17 protein-coding genes are annotated in these 18,785 nt (G+C 48.9%); 11 read left to right on the forward strand and 6 right to left on the reverse strand.

Annotated elements, in window-relative coordinates:
- On the forward strand, positions 1-2,604 hold the full coding sequence (gene ppsA, locus F0L74_RS24625; RefSeq protein ID WP_149840569.1) for a phosphoenolpyruvate synthase: 2,604 nt from the start codon (positions 1-3) through the stop codon (positions 2,602-2,604).
- Positions 2,605-2,653: 49 nt separating this feature from the next.
- Here ppsA and F0L74_RS24630 read toward each other — a convergent pair whose 3' ends face one another.
- The 5 genes from F0L74_RS24630 to F0L74_RS24650 all read right to left on the reverse strand — a co-directional run bounded on the left by F0L74_RS24630 (position 2,654) and on the right by F0L74_RS24650 (position 6,394).
- On the reverse strand, positions 2,654-3,235 hold the full coding sequence (locus F0L74_RS24630) for a carboxymuconolactone decarboxylase family protein (protein ID WP_149840570.1): 582 nt from the start codon (positions 3,233-3,235) through the stop codon (positions 2,654-2,656).
- Positions 3,225-3,569, reverse strand: a complete 345-nt coding sequence (locus F0L74_RS24635; RefSeq protein ID WP_149840571.1) for a hypothetical protein — start codon at positions 3,567-3,569, stop codon at positions 3,225-3,227. The genes F0L74_RS24630 and F0L74_RS24635 overlap by 11 nt, the downstream gene beginning before the upstream one ends.
- 73 nt (positions 3,570-3,642) lie before the next feature.
- Positions 3,643-4,467, reverse strand: coding sequence for a helix-turn-helix domain-containing protein (locus tag F0L74_RS24640; protein ID WP_149840572.1), 825 nt, complete (start codon positions 4,465-4,467; stop codon positions 3,643-3,645).
- Between the two features lie 78 nt (positions 4,468-4,545).
- Positions 4,546-5,541, reverse strand: a complete 996-nt coding sequence (locus F0L74_RS24645; protein ID WP_188316145.1) for a S41 family peptidase — start codon at positions 5,539-5,541, stop codon at positions 4,546-4,548.
- Positions 5,542-5,611: 70 nt separating this feature from the next.
- Entirely contained in the window at positions 5,612-6,394 is a 783-nt protein-coding gene (locus F0L74_RS24650; protein ID WP_149840574.1) for a helix-turn-helix domain-containing protein, read from the reverse strand.
- Positions 6,395-6,598: 204 nt separating this feature from the next.
- Between F0L74_RS24650 and F0L74_RS24655 the strand changes: the two genes are divergently transcribed.
- Together F0L74_RS24655 and F0L74_RS24660 are read left to right on the forward strand one after the other, a co-directional pair.
- On the forward strand, positions 6,599-7,438 hold the full coding sequence (locus F0L74_RS24655) for a hypothetical protein (protein WP_149840575.1): 840 nt from the start codon (positions 6,599-6,601) through the stop codon (positions 7,436-7,438).
- 146 nt (positions 7,439-7,584) lie between these two features.
- Entirely contained in the window at positions 7,585-9,129 is a 1,545-nt protein-coding gene (locus F0L74_RS24660; RefSeq protein WP_149840576.1) for a SulP family inorganic anion transporter, read from the forward strand.
- Here the strand turns inward: F0L74_RS24660 and F0L74_RS33380 are convergent.
- A complete protein-coding gene (locus F0L74_RS33380) occupies positions 9,126-9,899 on the reverse strand; it encodes a hypothetical protein (protein WP_188316146.1) in 774 nt (257 codons plus the stop codon). The two genes, F0L74_RS24660 and F0L74_RS33380, sit on opposite strands and share 4 nt — an antisense overlap.
- 533 nt (positions 9,900-10,432) lie before the next feature.
- Between F0L74_RS33380 and F0L74_RS24670 the strand changes: the two genes are divergently transcribed.
- From F0L74_RS24670 to F0L74_RS24705, 8 genes are all read left to right on the forward strand, one after another.
- Entirely contained in the window at positions 10,433-11,386 is a 954-nt protein-coding gene (locus tag F0L74_RS24670; RefSeq protein WP_149840578.1) for a polysaccharide biosynthesis protein, read from the forward strand.
- A 17-nt stretch (positions 11,387-11,403) separates the two neighbouring features.
- A complete protein-coding gene (locus F0L74_RS24675; RefSeq protein ID WP_149840579.1) occupies positions 11,404-12,039 on the forward strand; it encodes a nucleotidyltransferase family protein in 636 nt (211 codons plus the stop codon).
- 129 nt (positions 12,040-12,168) lie between these two features.
- Positions 12,169-13,293: a LicD family protein gene (locus tag F0L74_RS24680; RefSeq protein WP_188316147.1), complete on the forward strand. Its 1,125-nt coding sequence runs from the start codon at positions 12,169-12,171 to the stop codon at positions 13,291-13,293.
- Between the two features lie 43 nt (positions 13,294-13,336).
- Positions 13,337-15,565, forward strand: a complete 2,229-nt coding sequence (locus F0L74_RS24685; protein ID WP_149840581.1) for a peptidase domain-containing ABC transporter — start codon at positions 13,337-13,339, stop codon at positions 15,563-15,565.
- Between the two features lie 6 nt (positions 15,566-15,571).
- A complete protein-coding gene (locus F0L74_RS24690) occupies positions 15,572-16,867 on the forward strand; it encodes an HlyD family secretion protein (protein ID WP_149840582.1) in 1,296 nt (431 codons plus the stop codon).
- Positions 16,868-16,964: 97 nt separating this feature from the next.
- Positions 16,965-17,159, forward strand: a complete 195-nt coding sequence (locus F0L74_RS24695; protein ID WP_149840583.1) for a class I lanthipeptide — start codon at positions 16,965-16,967, stop codon at positions 17,157-17,159.
- Positions 17,160-17,235: 76 nt separating this feature from the next.
- Positions 17,236-17,469 carry a class I lanthipeptide gene (locus F0L74_RS24700; RefSeq protein ID WP_149840584.1) on the forward strand — a complete coding sequence of 78 codons (234 nt, stop codon included), beginning with the start codon at positions 17,236-17,238 and terminating at the stop codon, positions 17,467-17,469.
- Between the two features lie 80 nt (positions 17,470-17,549).
- Positions 17,550-18,752 (forward strand): erythromycin esterase family protein, encoded by a 1,203-nt coding sequence (locus F0L74_RS24705; protein ID WP_149840585.1) that lies wholly within the window; start codon positions 17,550-17,552, stop codon positions 18,750-18,752.
- Positions 18,753-18,785 lie beyond the last annotated feature (33 nt).

Genomic DNA, 18,785 nt, shown 5'->3' on the forward strand with positions numbered 1-18,785 from the left:
ATGATCAGTACCAATTCATTTGTGCTCAGTTTGCAGGAGCTTGACAAAACAAAACTCAATCTCGCCGGCGGCAAAGGCGCCAACCTGGGAGCGCTTACCAGGATCGAAGGCATACAGGTACCTGATGGTTTTTGTGTTACCACGGAGGCTTTCAAAAGGATCACGCCTTCAATAGCAGGATTACTGGATCAGCTATCACTATTACAGATAGCAGACCGGAAAAAGATCGCTGCATTGAGTGAAGAGATCCGCCATCGCATTGAAGCGGTAACTATTCCCGGGGACATTGTGGAAGAGATCACCCGTTTGCTCTCCAATTATGGAGCACAAAATGCTTACGCCGTACGGTCCAGTGCAACGGCAGAGGATCTACCGGGGGCCTCTTTTGCCGGCCAGCAGGATACCTATTTAAATATTACCGGGCGCGAAGCCATCCTCCGGCATATCAGCAAATGCTGGGCGTCCCTGTTCACGGAAAGGGCGGTAATTTACCGGGTACAGAACGGTTTTGACCACCGTAAAGTGCAGCTGGCCGTAGTTATTCAGCAAATGATCTTTCCCCAGGCAGCAGGGATCCTATTTACCGCCGATCCTGTTACCGGTAACAGGAAGGTGGTCTCTATCGATGCCAGCTTTGGGCTGGGCGAGGCCATGGTATCCGGCCTGGTGAATGCTGATAATTATAAAGTGAGCGACAATGGGCAAACCGATAAAAAAATATCCACTAAAAAACTGGCTATTTATGCGCTTACAGCAGGCGGCACAAAAGAGCAGGAGATCGGCCCTGAACAGCAGAACAGCCAGGCATTGACGGATGGGCAGATCTTACAGCTTGCCCATATAGGCAGAAAGATCGAAGCACATTTTGGCTACCCCCAGGACATAGAATGGTGTCTGGCGGACAATCTATTTTATGTTGTCCAGAGCCGGCCTATTACTACTTTATATCCCATTCCCGCAGCCAATGACCAGCAGAACCATATCTATATATCTGTTGGCCATCAGCAAATGATGACCGATCCAATAAAACCATTAGGGCTGTCTTTTTTCCAGTTAAGGGCGCCACGGCCCATGTATACCGCTGGTGGAAGGTTGTTTGTGGATGTTTTTCCAGACCTCTCCTCACCTGCCGGCAGATATGTGCTGATCGAAGTGCTGGGCAAATCTGATCCGCTCATAAAAGACGCCCTTGCGACGCTCACTGACCGCCCGGGTTTTATACCGGCGCCGTCCAATGGCGATACAGCCAACGGCAATAAAGCCCCTTCCCATCCGGATTATGAGGCCATGATCCCATACGATCCGGCGCTCGTACCGGGTTTGATCAAGCATTTTGAAACATCCCTGAACGAATTAAAACATACTATCCAAACAAAGTCAGGACTGGACCTCCTGGATTTTATCCAGGAAGATCTCCGGCAATCACAGAAAGATCCGGCTGCTGCACAAAGCCTGCCGGCGATCATGACCGGCATGAACGCCGCCGCATGGATCAATGAAAAAATGAACGAGTGGTTGGGTGAAAAAAGTGTGGCAGACACGCTTTCACAATCTGTACCTCACAATGTTACTTCAGAAATGGGCCTGGCGCTATTAGATGTGGCAGATGTGATCCGCCCCTACACTGAGGTAATTACGTACCTGCAAACCATCAGGAACGATGTGTTTTTAGATGGGCTACCTGCCCTTAACGGCGGCCAGGCGGCCCGGGATGCTATCTACGCCTTTCTTGACAAATATGGTATGCGGTGCGCTGGCGAAATAGATATCACAAGAACCCGTTGGAGCGAAAGGCCGGCCACGCTTGTGCCCATGATCCTGAGCAACATCAAAAACCTGGCGCCGGGCGCCAGCAGGCAGAAATTTGAACAAGGGCAGCAAGAGGCTTTAAAAAAAGAGCAGGAGTTATTAGACCGGCTCCGGCAATTGCCGGATGGCGAAGCAAAAGCGCGGGAAACAAAACAAAAGATCACCCTGATCCGGAATTATGCCGGCTACCGGGAATATCCCAAATACGTGATCGTTAGCCGTTATTTTGTTTATAAACAGGCCTTACTGCAACTAGCCGAAGCACTCGTACAAACCAATGTTATCCATGAAAAAGAGGATATCTATTATCTCAGTTTTGACGAGCTGCGCGAAGTTGTCCGCACCCATACGCTGGATTACCAACTCATTCACCAACGCAAAGAGGCGTACAAAACATATGAGAAATTAACGCCTCCGCGTGTAATGACCGGTGATGGCGAGATCATTACCAGCACATACAAACGGGAGAACCTGCCGGCCGGGGCTATTGTTGGCTTGCCGGTGTCTTCCGGGCTTATAGAGGGACGGGCGCGCGTTATCCTGAACATGGAAGACGCCGGCCTGGAAGAGGGGGATATATTGGTCACCGCCTTTACAGACCCCAGCTGGACGCCGTTGTTCGTATCTATAAAAGGCCTGGTCACCGAAGTGGGCGGACTAATGACCCATGGAGCCGTGATCGCGCGCGAATATGGCCTGCCCGCAGTGGTGGGCGTGGAGAACGCCACTAAACGCATAAAAGACGGGCAACGGATCCGCGTGCATGGCACAGAGGGGTATATAGAAATCCTGTAAACAGACTATCCTTTTCAGCTCATTTTTGTGTACCATACGGCACTTGCTGTTATTGGTACCCCTTGCTGAGCAAATACTTAGCTCCGGCGTCAAAAGCCTCCGGGGATGGGATAAAAAACGCAAAGGTATCCGCGAGGCGGTTGGTTATATTAAAGGAAAAACAAACGGCCAGCGCGTCTTCAATCTGCTCAGGAGATACGCCCGCAGCCAGCACCGCGCGCATGTCCTCCGCTGTGACAGTATGCTCCCGGGTTAGCTTACCTAACATCCGCAGCGTAGCGCGCAGTGGCTCCGCTACCGGGGCCGTTTCCAGGTCCTGCAGCACTTTGGCCACTTTTGTGCTGTCATTATATGCCCTGGACGAAGTTGCGGTATGGGCCTTGATGCAAAAATCACATTGGTTCAGGCTCGAAACATAAGCGGCCATCAATTCCCGGTCGCCAACAGACCAGGATGAGGGGCCACGCATAGCCCTATGCGTAAACTTCTTTGCCGGCGTTCCATAAAAATCCGGACGGTAAAATACCAGTTTTGCGGCGTCTGGTAACGGGTAGCCGGAGAACGCCTTTATAATTGAGAACAACAATTTAGCGGTAAGGGTGTACCCCTTATTAAGCACATTAAGACGCATGTTCCCCTCCTTCTTTTACTGCTGCCGCCAACGCAGCCAATCCAGTTTCATACTGCCGGGAAGCCTCGCCTGCCGCTGCGCAAACGATCAGCTCAAATACCTGGTCTTCGCTGATGCCTGCTTTCTCTACCGCATTTACATCACTGTCCGTGACTTTATAGGCGTGCTGTGCAATTTTATCCGTCAGAACGGATAATGCGGGCGGTAAACCGCCATTGTTTTCAAATACCGCCTGTCGCAGTTCCTGTGAGCTATGCCCTTTTCCCGTCAGCAGGCGGCTAATAAGATCTCCGTACAGCTGTCTGTAGCCAGTATTAACTTTTCTTGTTTCCATCAGTATCCGTATTAAGGTCCTTTATGCAAAGATGAAAAAAACTGCCAGTGGAAAATTGTAAAAATCGGAAGTGTTATCCCTTGTAAAATAGCCGTCCAAACTCATTTTCTGATTTAACGTATTTGAGTGGTGACGAACCGGTAAACCGTTTAAACTCCTTTATAAAATGGGCCTGGTCATAGAAATAATCGTATAGTTTATCCTTAAAAGCATGCTCATGCCCTCTTGCCCACGGCGCGTAGATCCGCTGAAACCGGATGATGGAGGAGAGATTTTTGGGACTAAGCCCCACTTTATCCATGAACTTATCATAGAGCCACCGGCTGCTGTACCCGGTTTTGCTTTGCAGTGCGCCCACGGTGATCATTCCATTCGACTTTTTTATGCAGTCTATACAGTAGTCGATCACCGCATCCGCCTGCGACAGGCGAAGCATGCTGATCAGGTATTGCTGGACAATTTGCAGCTTTTGAGGGATCGATGGGTGGTTTGCGATCCTCTCCTGCACGTCGCGGGCTGTTTTGCCCAGCACATCTTCCAGCAGGAAGATCCTGTTTTTTATGGCAGATTGCGGCAACTGGAAGAAACGGTAGGCGCCTACCGGCGAAAATTCTATCCCAATATTGCCTGACGGGGCGTCTTCCTCCAGGTCGATAATAGCAGGAATATCGCCGATCCCGATCAGGGTAAGGCGGGACTCTTTTGACAGGTAGAACATCTCCGTGTTCCTTCCGGAAACGCCGTTCTTAAAAGGGATCGTCAGCTTCACCATGCCATTGGGCACGATCAGGCGCATATCTTCCGCAGGTACGCGCCCGCTGCTTTCGAAAACCCAGATCTTACTAACATATCCTTTAAGCTGCGGATGAGGTTTGATAGGCGTCAGTTGCATTCTCATTTCCCTGTGGGTTTACAGTAGGCATGAGGCCATGCCCGTTTTCAAAAATACAAAACAACTGCGCGATCTCCTACCTCTTTACTGCGCTTTTGAGATCGCTTCTTCCGCGGCTTGCAGCTCCTGCCCTGCCGCAGTTTCCAGATCTGGTTGTACGCCCTCCTGTTCCCAGTTCTGATGCGTGCCCGGCAAGGTAGGCGCTGCTGTGGAAATGGATACATACACGTGATCATTCACGGGGTAAAAAGTATTCATATTGGCGGCGCCGGCAGACCGCTGGCCCACCACGGTAGCGCGTTTACTGGCCTGTAAGGTGTAAGTAAAAGCTTCCGCGGCGGATGCGGTCGTCTTACTCACCAGGATATACAGCGGCCCTTTATATTTATCTTGTGTTAACCAGGGCACGGTCTTCAAGGTTTCCATATTACCGGCGCGGTTCTTTATCTCCAGCAAGGGTTTGTTGGCAGGCAGGAAATAGCTCTCCATTACCGGGCCTATATTACTACCTCCGCCATGGTTTTCGCGCAGGTCAATGATCAGGGCGCGGGTATTGGCCACCAGCTGCATGGCCGCATAGGCTACTGCCAGGCTTTTTACAGAGATATTGAACTGCGTAAGCTTAATATATCCCAGGTTGCCGGGCAGTATACGCACCTCTTCAAAACCATAGTTCCGGTCGCGCGCGGCCGGCCCTTCAAAGAACAGCGCATCATCTTCTTCCGGCTCGCCGCTGGTATCTGTGCGTACCTGTTGTAAGGACCGGGCCAATGCCGGGTCATAGCGCACATATAAATGCCGGTCATGGCCAATACTTCTTAACAACCGGGTGCCAATGGAATCAAACGCTTGCCAGCTGCGCACCTGGTCCAGCGCTCCTTTTTTACAGGCCTCCTGCCATGCAGCGGCGATCTGATGGCCTTTGTCTTCAAATACGTAATGCGCGCGCAGTTGCGCCGCTATCTTTTCCACTGCCGGGTTGATCTCTTTAACATTCAGCGGCGCCTCCTGGGCAAAAACTGTCAGTACAGAAAACAGCGCCGCTGTTATCAGCAGGCCACTTTGTTGCATACGGTACATAGTTACTTTGTTTTTCGTAGTACAAAGTTCTTGTAGATACCTCCTGGAAAATAGTATAAAATTAGCCGGATCACAGCTGCTGCCAGGCTTTGGGCAACATGCCGGTAACAGATTTGAATGCCTTGATAAAATGGCTTTGGTCCGCAAACCCGCAGGCATAGGCTACCGCGCCCAGCGACAGATCCGGGCGGCGCATCAGCGGCAAGGCCCGCTCTATTCTTATCAGGCGCATGTATTCGCCCAGGGTACAGGAGAAATAACGGGGAAAATACTTGGAGATAGTGACCGGGTGCACATACAGGACATTGGAAAGATCCCGCAGGGATAGTGTCTCATCCCAGCGGTCATTCAACAGCATACGCAGCTCCGCTATCCAGGGCGGCCGGCGGCCGCCTTTATCAGGCAGGGAGGCCCTGCTGAAAAGATGCAGCAATAACGCCTCCATGGCAGCGCCCGTACAATCGTCGTTTATCCTGCTTTCCCGGTACATTTTAAGCAGGGTGGCGCCAATGCCGGGGGTGTGCTCCAATACGGCCATATCCAGCGCATACTGGCTTAAAAACGGCGCTGTTACAGAGAGGTTGATGTTCCGGGAAGGATGTAACGTATGCAGGTTCCGGTGCAGCTCTCCGCTGTTGTACCAGATAGCCATGCCGGGGCGCGCCTCCTGCTCGCTGCTTTTGCGCTGCTCCAGGTTACCGCCATGCACCACAAAGCTGATATGATGGTTTTCATGACAATGCCAGCCTTCAAATACTTTATGATGGTACGCCGTTTCGCTGATCACCATACTGCCGGTCTCAAAGCGGTAAATATCGGCGCCAAGGTAGGTATGTTTGTCTAGTGTGAGCATTCCTTACTTAGATGCAAAAATACACGAAATCCACACAGCCGGAAAGGCTGCCGGAAAACGCCTTTATTCCACAACATGATAAATAATTTAAATATTTCATATATTTGCGGCCGCAATAATGCAAGTGCTTAACCTTTTTTCAAATAACAATAACCCATAACATTTTTATTCTCAACATTTAAACCCGTATTGACACAACATCCTATGAAGAAATTATTCCCGGGCGCCGCTGCGCTTGTGCTATTGTTTACGGCCTGCAGTAAAGACGATAAACCTGCTACGCCTGATCAGCCTAATACGCCTCAAACAACCGGAAAGTACATCCTGCAACAGATAACCCCGCTGGATACGCTGGAGGCAGCCTACGACGCTGACAATAACATGGAAAAAATAATAACCTGGCAGGTGGGAAAAACTGTAAAGTCGTTTGATGAGCTGATACGTGAAAACGGTAAGCTCACCAAGGTAATGAGCACCTACAGTGGCGCCGCCACCAAACTGAGACAGACTTTGGAATACAACAGCGCAGGTAAGCTGGTAAAGTCAAACTGGTATCTTTCTCCGGATGGGCACATGTCCAGCTATGACAGCCTGGTATACAATGCTACCGGCGGCCTGGCAGAAATGTATGAATATTCCCCCGGCCTCACCAGCCCTGAACTAGACGTCAGGCATGTTTACATCTGGGACAATAATGGCAACATTATCAAAGCCCTGGGACTTGGAATATCGGGCATTGCGCCGGATACTGTTTTCACTGAATATACTTATGATAATAAAATAAACTGGGGCGCTAAACAACCGGAGTTCTTCCTGACGAACCCGAAAGATCCCGCCTTTGGATTATCTGCCAACAATATCCTTAAGATGGTACAAACGACGCCGGCAACCAGCCCGGACCGGTCTTCAGTAACCACCCGTACTTACACATACGACGAAGAAGGGTATCCGGTTACCAGGAAGGACCTTATACAAACCATACAGGCAGGCAACGTGCTCACCTCGTATGATGATTCATTTATATTCCTGTATATAAAAAGATAAATTATACCAGGTGTTGCCTTCATAAGGGGCAACACCTGTTTTATGTAGCTGTTATCCCGGCGCGCCCTGTTAACCGTTCCCCATTATGCTTTTCCCCGGCTTTATACTAATTTTGCGCGCGCTTCCGGCGTTCATCAAATTATATTATGGCTATTTTTTTACGACTGTTCGATTTTTCGCAAAAAGTTAATTATAAGAACGAAGTACTGGCAGGGTTCACCGTGGCCATGACCATGATGCCAGAGTCCCTGTCCTTTGCTATCCTGGCTGGCTTTCCGCCCCTGGTAGGCTTATATGCGGCATTTATCATGGGCCTGACCACCTCCATCCTGGGCGGCCGGCCGGGTTTAGTATCCGGCGGCGCTGGCGCTACGGCAGTAGTGCTGATCGCACTCATGAAATCGCACGGGATTGAATATGTTTTTGCAGCGGTAGCGCTGGCCGGCGTAGTACAAATGGCGGTGGGCGTGTTTAAGCTGGGTAAATTCATCCGGCTGGTGCCGCAATCCGTGATGTATGGTTTTGTGAACGGGCTGGCTGTTATCATATTCATGGCGCAGGTGCGGCAATTTAAAACAGTGAGCAATGGCCATGAGGCCTGGTTAACGGGTACCCCGCTGCTGATCATGGGCGCCCTGGTAGCGCTCACGATCGCCATTATACTGGTGCTGCCGCGTTTGACTAAAGCGGTACCGCCTTCCCTGGTGGCTATTATTGTGGTATTTGTATTAGTACTGGTTTTCAGGATAGACACTAAAACAGTAAAGGATATTGCGGCCGTTAGCGGCGGTTTTCCCCCATTCCATATCCCATCCGTACCGTTTAGTTTTGATACGCTCTGCATTATTTTCCCTTATTCCCTGATCATGTCTGGCGTGGGTTTAACAGAAGGTTTGCTGACACTGAACCTGGTGGATGAAATGACCGCCACCCGGGGCAACAGCAACCGGGAATGCGTGGCACAGGGAACCGCCAATATACTCAATGGTTTCTTTTTTGGCATGGGCGGCTGCCCGATGATCGCGCAGACATTAGTGAATTTATCTGCCGGCGCACGGGCACGGCTTTCCGGTATCATTGCCTCGCTTACCATTTTATGCATTATCCTGTTTGGCGCGCCTATTATAGAGCGTGTGCCCATGGCGGCGCTAACCGGCGTAATGATCATGGTGGCCATTGGCACTTTTGAGTGGGTAAGTTTCCGTATTATCAACAAAATGCCCAGGCAGGATGTATTTGTGGGCATACTGGTGGCGCTGGTAACGATCTGGCTGCATAATCTCGCGTTGGCGGTATTGATAGGAGTGATCATCTCCGCGCTGGTATTTGCCTGGGAAAGCGCCAAACGTATACGCGCCCGTAAGTTTACAGATGAAAATGGGGTTAAACATTACGAGATCTATGGCCCACTGTTCTTTGGCTCTGTAACCACCTTTAACGAGAAGTTTGACGTGGCCGGCGACCCTGCGGAAGTTATCATCGATTTCAGGGATAGCCGGGTGGCGGATATGTCTGCCATTGAAGCGCTCAACAAACTGACAGAGCGCTACCGGAAAGCCGGTAAACATTTACATTTACGGCATCTTAGCGAAGACTGCCGCCGCCTGCTGCAAAACGCAGACAATATCATTGATGTAAATATCATGGAAGATCCGGCTTACCGGGTAGCCACTGAAACGGGAAAAGCCTAGAACTTGATCTGCAGCTGACGCGATACCAGCTTGTCATCTTTATAGTATTCAAAGATCCAGGCGCCATCCCGCTTAAAAACGATGCCGTTGGAAGCGCTGTCTCCTGCTATATAATGATCTGGTATAGATGTTTTAAACAGCGTTAATACTTTCTTTGGCGTGGTATCGATCAACTGGTAGCCATTGGCAGTAGGCTGCGCGTATAATGTACCGGCGATCTCTGTAACTGTGGCAGCTGCCGGTGTTGCTGCAGGTGTGACAGGCGCCGCCACCAGGGCGGGCGCAGGAGCCGCCGGAACCGCAGGCGCAGGAGCAGCCTGCTGCGTTGCTACCGCCGCCGTGCTATCATATTTATACGGCACATCGTTCAATGAGGTAAAAGCGTCCCGCAATGCAAACTGATATGCGGTAATAAACTCTTTCTCCCTGCTTTTCCCCTCTTTGCTTTTGAAGATAACAGTACCCTGGCAGTCCTTCAATAGCAGGGTAAGATTGGTTACGAATAAGCCTTTTTTCTGCACTACCTCTGCTTTAAGCGCGCTGCATTTATTGGCAGCCATGGCCGGTGGTAACTCCTCATTCTCTATATAGGCAGCGAATCCCTTTTCATCCAACAGCTGCTTGGTGGCAGTATTCAACCCGTACTGGTCCACCTCCCTGGAGAAATCGAATTTTTCAGGCACCAGCACATACTTGTAATTATTGATGCTGCTCTGCGCGTAGCCAGCTATACTGAATAATAGAAAAATAAATAATGCGTATGCTTTCATAATAGTATCATGCTTCCTACGAATATATACAAAAAACCCGCAACCGGGGAAACATACTATATCCCACTGCATTCATACACATGCAGATACACAATTTTACTGGTATCAGTATTGCATGAATCCCGCCATTTACCTAGCACATAACAACATGTATATTAACGCGCAGGAGTTAACAATAAGGTAACAAACGCAGTGATACGACGTAAAACAAAATAACTATTTTGCAAAGCGTAAGGTAGGAAGTATATACTATTTCAGTGATGACCCTCAACAGAGCCCTATTAGTTTCCCGAGCGGTATATGCTACAAACCTATTGCCATTAACCCGGATAACCTCCAATGACACACTATTTTAGAAAACACGACATGATTAACACCACCTGAGTTTTCCACACATATTTTTTTTGAAGGATGCATTTGTTACCACGCTTTTTGTAGTTGTCCGGACAACGGCACTGCTCCCCTATTTGGCATAAAGCCTGCGTATTCCCATACCGGGAGTATAAACATGGTATGTCTTAAAAAAAGCAAGAATGGATACTATTCTTATCACCGGAGGAACTGGATTCTTTGGCAGGAACCTCGCATTGCGTTTAAGATCTCATTACAACATCATTTTATGCGGAAGGAACTCCTTTTTTAACGATTATGCCAGGCGCACAACCGGCTGCCAGGTACTGCCTTTAGATATTTTAAACCAGGAGCGGTTGAAAGAAGTGATCAATATCTGCAAGCCCGATATTATCATCCATGCAGCCGCCACCAAATATGTTGATCTGGCGGAAGTATATCCTGAAGAGTGCATAGATATCAATATAAAAGGGTCTCAGCATATTGTAAGAGCTGTACACAATAGCGGCGTAAAGTTTGTGCTGGGTATCTCCACCGATAAAGCCGCGCTTCCCTGCAATAATATATATGGTATGTCTAAAAACATCATGGAAAAAACATTCCTTCATGCAGACAAGCAATCCCCCTTTACAAAACTAAGTTGCGTGCGCCCCGGTAACATTGCATGGTCCACAGGCTCTGTACTGCCTTTATGGAAAACCATGCTCGCAGAGACGGGCCGTATCCAGACAACCGGCTCCCATATGCGAAGGTTTATCTGTGCTATCGATGACGCGTGTAAAATGGTAACAGACGCCCTGGACAACCAGGATATGATCAGGGGCAGCGTGCTCACGAAACGGATGAAAGGCATTTCCATCGCCGCCCTCCTCGACAGGTTTGTGGCATTACATGGCGGCACTTACGAAAAAGTGCCCCCAAGGCCGGGAGAAAGTACAGAACAATTTATTATAGGAGCTGACGAAGTTGACCGGACGACCATCATTACCTTAAACAATACGGAATACCTGCTTATAAATAATACCCGTGTCGCAATTCCTCATATAACCGAATGCATTTCCACTACAAATTGTGAAACGCTTTCTGACGATGAACTGCTTGATATAATTAATCCCCTCCCAAATAGTTATATATGATAAAGTACGCGTTAATCATGGCTGCTGGCAGAGGTATGCGGATGATGCCCCTGACGCAGGACACCTCAAAAGCAATGATCACTATCAACAATTTCCCGCTGATCGCCCATACTATCAGGCAGCTGATCAATGTGATCCCCAACGTGGCCATTACCGTTGGTTATAAAGGATCAGATCTGGCCAGGTTTGTGATAGACGAAGGCTCTTCCATGATATTTAACACCAATGGCCATGGCAACGCCTGGTGGATCTTTAACACCTTAATGAGCCATATAGATGAACCGGTTTTAGTGCTTACCTGCGACAATATCGTGGAGCTTGACCTGGACTTTATCTATGATAACTACAACCGTTTAAGCGCTCCTCCCTGTATGGTGGTGCCGGTCCCCCCTATTGCAGATGTTTCCGGCGACTATATTTTTGGAAACAACCATATCGTTGAAGACCTGACGCGCGAAACGCCCTCTGAAATATACTGCTCCGGCATCCAGGTACTGAACCCCTGGCTTATCAATAAGCACGTGGGGAAAGCAGACGATTTTAATGAGGTATGGCGTCATCTGATCAGTAACAAAATGCTGCGATATTCGGATACGTATCCGCTGAAATGGCATACTATCAATACCCTCCAGCAATTAGCCACTGTTTATTAAGCCGGACCCTGTAAAAGAACATCCTTTATGCTATCATTCGTTATTCATGTGAAAAATGGATTGGAAATTGAATGTGCGACGGAAAACGGAACGACACGTGTTTCTTGTGCAGCAGTGCTTTCCGCTCATTTGCCAGCTATAGATCAGGCCTTCAGATATGAAAAATGCGGCGTGCAGCTGAGCGATGCGGAAATTGAGTATTTCAGGGCGCACCAGTATATATGGAACCAATTCCTTGCTTCCCATGAAGATACCTGCCTGATCAGGGAAGCAAGCGCAAACCTGCTGCTATCCACAGCTGATATTGAGGAAGACCTGGCAGACCTGGAAGATGATTGGGATGTATTCTTTCCTTTTGATAAAACCCAGGAGGATGAAGCGGCACAGCAGATCGCGCTGCAGACCAGCCAACTGGGCTATTACTGGGGAGATCATATATACATCCTCAGCAGGCGGGGTTGCGAAAAACTGCTGGATATCGCAGTCATCCGTCAGCCTGTTGACGAGGAGATCCTGGAAGCCCTGAGCAACGACGCGCTGACTGTCTTTTACGCAAACACCGGGTATTTCGCATGCGAAGAGGAACAGCTGTACAGCGTAAGGATAAGGCAAAAAGCCATCTTAAACGCCGCGTTATCACATACCGCCTGGTCTGCCCCCAACAAGTCTATGGCCAGGCGCCTGCTGGATCTGCTGAACACCCATGCGGAACGTAATAATATCCACCTGGTCTTACATGGCGGCAGCTTGCTGGGACATATAAGACATGATGAGATCATGCCCTGGGATGATGATATTGACCTGGGGATTGCCAGCCAGGCGGTAAGCACGCTGCTGCTATCACTGGAAACGGAAGGGATTGCCCGATTTAAGGTATACCCCTGGACCTACAACGGCGCCAACTCCATCTATTATAAGGTATGGCTGGATGAAGGAGAAGAGATCCCCGGCTACGAATACAAATTCCCTTTCGTGGATATCTGGCTCTATTATGAGAACGATGATGAGGTCTTCTATAAAGACGCGGAACGTTTCAGATTTCCCAAACACGTCTACTATCCTTTTAAACAAATACAATTCGAAGGATGCACCATGAAAATACCCAATCATCCGGTCCATGCGCTGGACCTGATGTACAAAGACTGGAAATCCCATATAGTCGTCTATAGCTGGAGCCACCGGCTCGAAAAAGCCGCTTTCCGCCAGCTGAAAGCAGCCATTAATGTAGATGCGGATGGCAGATTACAACTGTAGCACAGCCGCCGGTTAATTATTCACCCTTACTCAAAATTTATCTGTGGGAAATAAGTTCCATGCATATAGGCAATTAGACAAGATGGATTGCGGCCCTACCTGCCTGCAGATGGTCGCGCGGTATTATGGAAAGCATTTTTCATTACAGACATTGCGCAATCACACCTTTATTACCCGTGAAGGCGTAAGTATCAAAAGTATAAATGATGCGGCCGTAAAACTGGGCTTCAGAACAATGGGCGCCAAAATGACCTTTGAACAGCTGGATGAGGAGGCTACCCTGCCCTGTATACTGCACTGGAATAACCGGCATTTTGTAGTGCTGCCGCCGCAAAATTATAACAGGAACAAGAAGCATGATAAAATCCTGATCGCAGACCCGGCGCATGGATTGATACACGTTACCAAAGAGACCTTTATGCGCGCCTGGGTCTCCACCAAAGACAATTGTGGCTTTGCCCTGCTATTGGAGCCCAGCGCGATGTTCTATGATACAGAAGAGGAAAAAAAAGGCAAAAAGCAGCTTTCTTTCCTTTTCCGTTATCTCCGGCCATACAAAAGATATATCGTACAGCTGTTTGTAGGTATGCTAACAGGCAGCATCCTGTCCCTGATAGCGCCTTTCCTTACGCAAAGCCTGGTAGACTATGGCATTAGCCAGCAGAACATTGGTTTCGTATACCTGGTATTATGCTCCCAGATAGCATTATTCTTTGGCAATACCGCCATAGACATGATAAGGGGATGGCTGCTGCTGCATATGAGCACCCGGGTGAACATCACCATTATTTCTGATTTCCTGATCAAGTTAATGAAGCTGCCCATCCGCTTCTTTGATACAAAAATGGTGGGTGATATTACGCAGCGGGTAAATGACCATAACAGGATCGAACAGTTCCTGACCGGCACCTCGCTCAACACCTTATTTTCCCTGGTGAACCTGATCGTATTTTCTGTAGTACTGGGCATCTACAGCCTGCCAATACTGGGGGTGTTCCTGCTGGGCTCTGCCCTCGCCATCGCATGGATCATCTTCTTCCTCAGGAAACGCAGGGAACTGGATTACTCCCGGTTTCAGCGCATGAGCGAAAACCAGAACAGCCTGTACGAGATCATCACCGGCATGCAGGAAATAAAGATGAATGAGAGTGAGACCGCCCACCGCTGGGGCTGGGAAAGGATCCAGGCGCGGCTTTTTAAGATCAGCATCAAAAGCCTGGGGCTGGCCCAATACCAGAATGTAGGCGCCAACTTCTTTACCCAGCTAAAAAATATCCTGGTCTCCTTTTTATCCGCCAGGGAGGTCATGAACGGCAACATTTCGCTGGGCATGATGTTGAGCATCTCCTATATAACCGGCCAGATGAACGCGCCTATTGGCCAGCTGCTGGGCTTTTTTCAAAGCGCCCAGGACGCCAAGCTAAGCGTAGAAAGGTTAAGCGAGATCCATGAACGGGAAGAAGAGGAAAAAGACGGGGAAGTATTTCCCGATAACGAGTTGCAGCTAATGGAGGAAGCGGAGTATAACGGGCAGGAAAGCGGCATTGTGCTGGATAAGGTATCCTTCCAGTACGGTGGCCCGGACTCTCCCCTGGTGCTGAACAATATCAGCCTAAATATCCCATTTGGCAAGATCACCGCCATTGTGGGCTCCAGTGGCAGCGGCAAAACCACCTTAATGAAACTGCTGCTCAAATTCTATGAGCCCGTAAAAGGCAAGATCTATTTTGGCGCCACCCCTTTGAATATAGTGTCTGCAAAATGGTGGAGAAGGCTTTGCGGCGTAGTAATGGCCGATGGCTATATCTTCTCCAATACCATTGCCAGGAATATCTCCGTACAGGAAGAGGTAGATCAGCAACGGATGCTGCATGCAGCCAAAGTGGCCAATATAGAGCCTTTTATTACCCAGCTGCCCCTGGGATTCTCTACAAAGATCGGGAACACCGGCGATGGCATCAGCTCAGGCCAACGGCAGCGCATCCTCATAGCCAGGGCCGTTTACAAGCAGCCTAAGCTACTGTTCCTGGATGAAGCCACCAGTACCCTGGATGCGAATAATGAGAAAGTGATCATACAGAACCTCTCGGAGTTCTTTGCCGGCCGCACGGTGGTGGTGATTGCCCACCGGTTAAGCACCGTTAAATATGCCGATCAGATAGTGGTGATGGAAAATGGCCGTATCGTGGAGATCGGTACTCACCAAAGCCTCACCGCCTTAAAGTCGAAATACTACGAACTCGTAAAAAACCAGCTGGAGCTGGGAAACTGATATATTATGCAACAGGAGCTTGATCTTACAGCGGTACATAGTGAAGAGGTGCAGGATATCATCGGCCGGGCCCCGGCATGGGTGATAAGAAGGGGCAATATGGTGGTCCTCTATATTGTGCTCGGAATACTGGCAGGCGCCTGGCTTATCCACTACCCGGATATTGTACAGGCCCCGGTAAACATATCCGGCTCCAATCCCCCGGTAAAAATGATCGCGCCTTCTACCGGGCGTATTGCTGAACTGACAAAAAATGACGGCGAAGAAGTAAAAGAAGGCGAGATCATTGCGGTGATCGATAACCCTGCTAATACAAAAGATATACTGGAGCTCAAGAAAATAGTGGAACAGCTGGATACCACCAGTGATCCGCAACACAAGATCGCCTCCCTTTCACTGCCCCCTCATATGCAGGTAGGCGATATACAGGACGATTATGCCGCTTTGGCCCAGGCCATTGACAACTACCGGTTCTTTACAGACAACTCTTACTACGCCAACAAAATAAATGTGCTCAAATCACAACAGCTGGATAATAATGAGATCAGGAAAAGTATCCAGGAAAGGGCTGCCCTCCTCAACGACCAGCTGAAGCTGGAAAAATGGAAAGACAGCGTAAACCTGGAGCTCATGAAAGACAAAGTAATTGCCCCCGCGGAATACCATGAGATCAGCAAAAACTACATGGGCCAGAAAATGAACAATACAGACAACTATACCTCCCTATTAAGAAACCAGCAACAACTGGATGAATACGAAAAGAATATTTCCGACCTGCAACAGCAATATAAAACTGAAGGAAAAGATGTACTGCTCAATGTCAGGAATGCTGTTAAGCGGATCAAGGGGCTGATCGCCAACTGGGAAAAACAATACCTCATGCAATCGCAGGTGACCGGCAAACTGTTCTTTTTCCGTATATGGAAGGTCAATCAGTATGTGAGCTATGGGGAGCCCGTTTTTATGGTGGTGCCTGCCACCCAGCAATACGAGATCAGGGCCCAGTTGCCCGTATACCGCGCGGGGAAAATAAAGCCCGGACAAAAAGTGCTGATCAAACTATTTGAATACCCTTATGAGGAGTTTGGTATGCTGCCTGCCCAGGTAGAAAGGCTAACAAGCGTAGCCCTGGACAGTACCTACACAGTACAACTGCGGTTGGAAAAAGGCCTCACGACCACCCGGAACCGGACCATACAGGCCCGGCCGGAGATCACGGGCATGGCAGATATCATCACCAACGACAGGAATATACTGGAACGGATCTTTGAAGGCGTGTACGGAAAACTATACGAGCGGTGAGCCAGCAACTGTTCCTTTACCCAACACTGGATTTTTTAGCTAAAAATAAACCCCGGATGTACATCCCCAATTTTCACCCTTTAAAAACTCTATTAAAATGAAAAAGATCAAATTGAACGTTGACAAACTGCAGTTAAGCAAAGAAAAGATCACTTCCCTGCAGAATGCTGAAATGGATCAGCTCAAAGGCGGCGACTTTACAGACGGTTGCTCAGACGGCTGCAGCCCTTTCCAGACAGCATGGAACTGTACCAAAGCCGACTGCACGGCTGATTGCACCGGCGGTTATTGAATCTTATAGAAGTAACTATTTCCGGAAACCATGCTGCTTGTATCTAAATTGTCTTTTACACCCTTAAAAAAACACAATGAAAAAGGTAAAGTTAAACGTTGAAAAACTCCAGCTCAATAAAGAAAAGATCACCTCACTGCAGAATATTGAAATGAACCAGCTGCAAGGTGGCTATTTCTCTGACGGTTGTACCGATGGTTGCAGTCCTTTGGGATCCATCTGGAACTGTACCCAGGCAGATTGTTCCGCCAATTGCAGCCAGACCTTTTGCCCTTTAAGCAATACCGGCCATCCTGGCACACTGTGCTAAGCACCAGTATTTGCCTGCAATAAAAAACCAGGCGTCCCAGCGCGCGGGGCGCCTGGTTACTACTTAAACCGGCTCATTAAATGAGAAGAAGAAGCAATATTTTATTGATCCTGGTATTATCCTGGCTGGCAGGCGTTTCCTGCAAGCAGGAGCACCATTCATTGACCGGCATTATAACCGGCAACAGCAATATAATAGCAGCGATCAGCTCCTATCCCGTGATCATGATGGGAGAACAGTTCCATGGAGACGCCAACGCGCTGCATGAGAAAACCACTTTAGTCAAATCGCTGGTTAGGGACCATGGATATGAGGCCATTGTATTCGAATCAGGCTTTTATGATATGGGATTGCTGAACGGATGGGATCCGGCCAATAAAAAAACGGATCTAAAAAGCGGGCTATGGCCTTTTTGGGCGGATTGCCACGAAGCCAATGACCTCATCCGGTTCCTCGATGAAACAAAACAACGCGGAAAATTAGCACTGTACGGAATAGATTGCCAGGTAGTAAAAACGCCGGATAAGGAGATCTACAACAGCTTTCTCCGTTACACCGCACAAAATTCCATCGATACCACCCGCATAGCCTTCCTGAAACGGGAGCTCAAACACCTGCGTATCCTCATTGCCAAATTTGAATGGCATTTTGACCAGGCGCAAAGAGATAGCGTCCTGCAGCAGCTGCGGTATTGCCTCCTTACCAGGCCTGGGGATAACCTGCAACAGCGCTTTTACCACCGCTGCCTGCAAAACCTGTACGTAAATCTGCAGATGGTGGCATTCCCAGCAAGCGATACCCGGAGGCTTAACTTAAGGGATTCCATGATGGCGGCTAATTACGACTGGTTACAGGCAAATTTTACCGGGGATAAAAAAACGATCATATGGACCGCCAACCTACATACCATTACCGGTTATAAGCTGGCGGCCTCCCGGCAGCCATTCATCTCCCTGGCGCAATGGATCAGGAAAAGCAGGCCGCAACAGGTATATACGCTCTGCCTATCCGCCTACAAGGGCCGCTATGGCAGTATTAAGGATGGGTATGATGATCATACCATGTATTTCAAATCCAGCAACAGGTCTGTAGAATATAAATGGGCGCAAGCGGCCCGTGCGGATACCTACGGATTCATACAGCTTAAAGATATAAACGACAAAGATCCATTTTACCATGATTTTGCCTCTTCCTGTAACCAGGGCAGTACCATTACCGCGCCATGGCGCCTAATGGCAGATGGCCTGATCGTATACCCGGAAGCAAAACCTGTCACTTTTTAGCAATATCAGGAGATGCGGGATAAATTAAGCAAC

The organism is Chitinophaga agrisoli (assembly GCF_008386695.1).
GTDB classification, from domain to species: Bacteria; Bacteroidota; Bacteroidia; order Chitinophagales; family Chitinophagaceae; genus Chitinophaga; species Chitinophaga agrisoli.

Coding starts and splice junctions, on each gene's coding strand:
- F0L74_RS33380 (WP_188316146.1), bottom strand. CDS start 9,899: ATGAAAGCATACGCATTATTTATTTTTCTATTATTCAGTATAGCTGGC.
- F0L74_RS24705 (WP_149840585.1), top strand. CDS start 17,550: ATGAGAAGAAGAAGCAATATTTTATTGATCCTGGTATTATCCTGGCTG.
- F0L74_RS24635 (WP_149840571.1), bottom strand. CDS start 3,569: ATGGAAACAAGAAAAGTTAATACTGGCTACAGACAGCTGTACGGAGAT.
- F0L74_RS24630 (WP_149840570.1), bottom strand. CDS start 3,235: ATGCGTCTTAATGTGCTTAATAAGGGGTACACCCTTACCGCTAAATTG.
- F0L74_RS24695 (WP_149840583.1), top strand. CDS start 16,965: ATGAAAAAGATCAAATTGAACGTTGACAAACTGCAGTTAAGCAAAGAA.
- F0L74_RS24700 (WP_149840584.1), top strand. CDS start 17,236: ATGAAAAAGGTAAAGTTAAACGTTGAAAAACTCCAGCTCAATAAAGAA.
- F0L74_RS24670 (WP_149840578.1), top strand. CDS start 10,433: ATGGATACTATTCTTATCACCGGAGGAACTGGATTCTTTGGCAGGAAC.
- F0L74_RS24675 (WP_149840579.1), top strand. CDS start 11,404: ATGGCTGCTGGCAGAGGTATGCGGATGATGCCCCTGACGCAGGACACC.
- F0L74_RS24690 (WP_149840582.1), top strand. CDS start 15,572: ATGCAACAGGAGCTTGATCTTACAGCGGTACATAGTGAAGAGGTGCAG.
- F0L74_RS24655 (WP_149840575.1), top strand. CDS start 6,599: ATGAAGAAATTATTCCCGGGCGCCGCTGCGCTTGTGCTATTGTTTACG.
- F0L74_RS24640 (WP_149840572.1), bottom strand. CDS start 4,467: ATGAGAATGCAACTGACGCCTATCAAACCTCATCCGCAGCTTAAAGGA.
- F0L74_RS24650 (WP_149840574.1), bottom strand. CDS start 6,394: ATGCTCACACTAGACAAACATACCTACCTTGGCGCCGATATTTACCGC.
- F0L74_RS24660 (WP_149840576.1), top strand. CDS start 7,585: ATGGCTATTTTTTTACGACTGTTCGATTTTTCGCAAAAAGTTAATTAT.
- F0L74_RS24645 (WP_188316145.1), bottom strand. CDS start 5,541: ATGTACCGTATGCAACAAAGTGGCCTGCTGATAACAGCGGCGCTGTTT.
- ppsA (WP_149840569.1), top strand. CDS start 1: ATGATCAGTACCAATTCATTTGTGCTCAGTTTGCAGGAGCTTGACAAA.